At 72.5% G+C, this 2,803-nt stretch carries 1 protein-coding gene; it reads right to left on the reverse strand.

What is annotated here, in order from left to right; translation table 11 throughout:
• Window positions 1-485: 485 nt before the first annotated feature.
• Entirely contained in the window at window positions 486-2,513 is a 2,028-nt protein-coding gene (locus VK501_RS19155; RefSeq protein WP_324340190.1) for a GAF domain-containing protein, read from the reverse strand.
• Window positions 2,514-2,803: the final 290 nt, after the last annotated feature.

Below are 2,803 nucleotides of genomic sequence, written 5' to 3' on the forward strand. Positions count from 1 at the left end.
CGCCTCCGAGCTCCGCGAGGGGTTCCGCTCGCTTCGCTGACCCGACCGCGCGCCGTCGCTCAGCGGCGCGACGAGTGGTGCCACTCGCCGCCGCTGACGACGGTTCGCCCCGGCGCGCTGTGTCGTTCCGATGTTCGCCCCTGCCCGATGCGCGGAATGACAGGCCCCCGCGGTCCGCCCCTCGATAGCCGAGCCGCCGCGCTGCTGCATTGGACCAGAAGCGGCTATGCGGCGCCGACTCTCGCTTTGCGCGAGAAGCGAGAGCGGTCGCGTAGCTCCCGCTTTGCATGGAAAGGGGAAGCGCACCCCGGCGCTTCGCTCGCCGTGGTCGCGCTCTCGCAGGCAGGCGAAAGCAGCAGCGCGTGGTCGGTGCGGCGCCTGCCGACGCGCGGAGTGTCGAGGTCAGAGAGGCGGCGGCAAGCCGCGTCGCTGGCTGCTTGTCGGACTCGGGAGCGGCAGCGCCGGCGGTCGACGGGACGCGCGAGCTAGCCGGGGAGGGGGATGGCGGCCGCGACGAGGGTGCCGCCGTCGGCCGGGCTGTCGACCCGGAGTTCGCCGTCGATGGCGGCGAGCCGGTCGGCCAGCCCGGTGAGGCCGCTGCCGCCGCCGTCGGGCCGGGCGCCTCCGACGCCGTCGTCGCGGATGTGGACGGCGAGCGTGCCGTGCTCGATCCGCGCCGTCACCTCGGCGCGTCCGGCGTGAGCGTGTTTGGCGACGTTAGTCAGCGCCTCGGCGACCACGAAGTAGGCGGTCGCCTCGACCACGGGAGGGAGCCGGCCGACGGTCACGTCGATCTCGATCGGCACCGCCATCCGCGACGCCAGCGCGTCCACGCCGGCGCGCAATCCGCCCTGGGTCAGGACCGGTGGGAGGATGCCGTGCGCGAGCTCTCGCAGTTCAGCCGTCGCCTGCTCGGCGTTGTCGAGCGCCTCGGTCAGCAGCGCGGGGAGATCCGTCTCCTCGTTCTGCAAGGCGCGGTGTGCCAGCTTCAGCGTGACGACCGTGTGGACCAACCGCTGCTGCGCGCCGTCGTGCAAATCGCGGACCACGCGCCGGCGCTCCTCGTCGGTCGCCGCCACCAGCCGCGCCCGCGACGCCGCCACCTCCGTCCGCGCTTCGGCGTTCGCGATCGCCGTCGCCACCAGCTCCGTGAACGAAGCGAGGCGCGCCTCGGTGTCCGGCGGCAGCGGCTGCTCCTCGCTGGAGGCGGCGGCCATCAAGCCCCACAGGCGGCCCTCGACGATGATCGGCGTCCCGACCGCCGCGCGGATGCCGGTCTCGCGGATGACCTCAGGGAGCGGGCCGGTGGCCTCGGCAAGGTTGTCGATCCGCGCCGCACGCCCCGTCTCGAACACGCGCGTGCCGAGGTTCCGACCCCCAAGCGGCCACCGGCTGCCAACGGGAACGTGCTTGCCTCCACCACCCCAGGTGCCGACGATGACAAACGTGCCGTCCTGCTCGTAGCGGTCCATCGTCGCCAGGTCGACGGCAAGCAGCCGCCCGATCTCCTCGGTGACCGCCGCGAACACCTCCTCCGGCCGCGTCCCGCGCGCCACCAGCGTCGCGACTCGCCGCAACGCCGCCTGCTCATCAGCCAGCCGGGCGAGCCCGGCACGGCTCTCGGCATTCGCGATCGCCGTCGCCAACAGCTCCGTGAACGAGACCAGGCGCGCCTCGGTGGCGGCCGGCAGCGGCTCCGTCGAGGCCAGGGTCATCACACCCCAGAGGCGGCCGTCGACGACGACCGGCGTCCCGACCGCTGAACGGACGCCCACCTCGCGGAAGGCGGTCGCGGCGCCCCGGTCGGAGAGATCGGCATAGCTGTCGATCCGAGCCGGGCGGCCGGTCTCGAAGACCACCGCGCTGACGTTCCCGAGCGGCCACCGACTGCCGACGGGGAAGCTGTCAGCCAATCCCTTCGAGATCGCGACGGTCATCGTGGCGCCGGGCTCGTAGCGGCACAGGGTCGCGTGCTCGGCGGGAAACACCCGGCCGACCTCCAGGACGACCGCCGTGAACAGCTCCTCCGGCGACGTCCCGTGCGCCACCAGCGTCGCGACCCGTCGCAGCGCGGCCTGCTCCTCGGCGAGCCGGGCGAGCTCATCGCGGCTCGCCTCGACCATCCGCTGCGCCTCGCGCAACTCGGCGTCGGCGCGCCGCCGGCCGGTCACGTCCCGGCCAACGGCGAAGACGACGCCTCGCTCGGGCATGGTCCGCGTGTTCCACTGAAGCCAGCGCACCGAGCCGTCACGACATATGACGCGGTGCTCGACTCCGATCACGTCATTGCGGCGGCCGTCGACGAGCTCGCCGAACACGTCGCGCAGCAACGAACGGTCTTCCGGGTGGACGAACTCCAAAAACGGCCGGGAAAGCAGCTCCCGGAGCGGATAACCCAGGGTGCGCTCGTACGCTGGGTTCACCCGCTTGACGTAGCCGTCAAACCCGATGATGACCATCAGGTCGAGCGCGAGATCGAAGAACTCCTCCAGCTCGCTCTGAGACTGCGGCACGGAGGGCGGCTCGCTGCCCACGTCGATGCACGCTCCTTGCTCTCGGGCTCGACATCGCCCGGCCGCGGCCCGCCGGCCAGGCTCGCCTCCAGTATGACTCGCGCAACCCCCGTGCGGAACGCGACGGCCAAGCCCAGGGTCTACCGCCAGCGGGTGCTATCTCGGCTGGACAGCGGAGAGTCGACGCGGGCTCGCCGACCCACCCTAAACAGCGGCTGGCCGCCGCTGGTGCGAGCCGATCAGCGCAGCGCGGCGAGCAGCCGGACCAGGGGTAGCCACACTGCTGCTTG

Origin of the sequence: Baekduia sp. (assembly GCF_035318805.1) — a bacterium.
Taxonomy (GTDB): domain Bacteria; phylum Actinomycetota; class Thermoleophilia; order Solirubrobacterales; family Solirubrobacteraceae; genus Baekduia.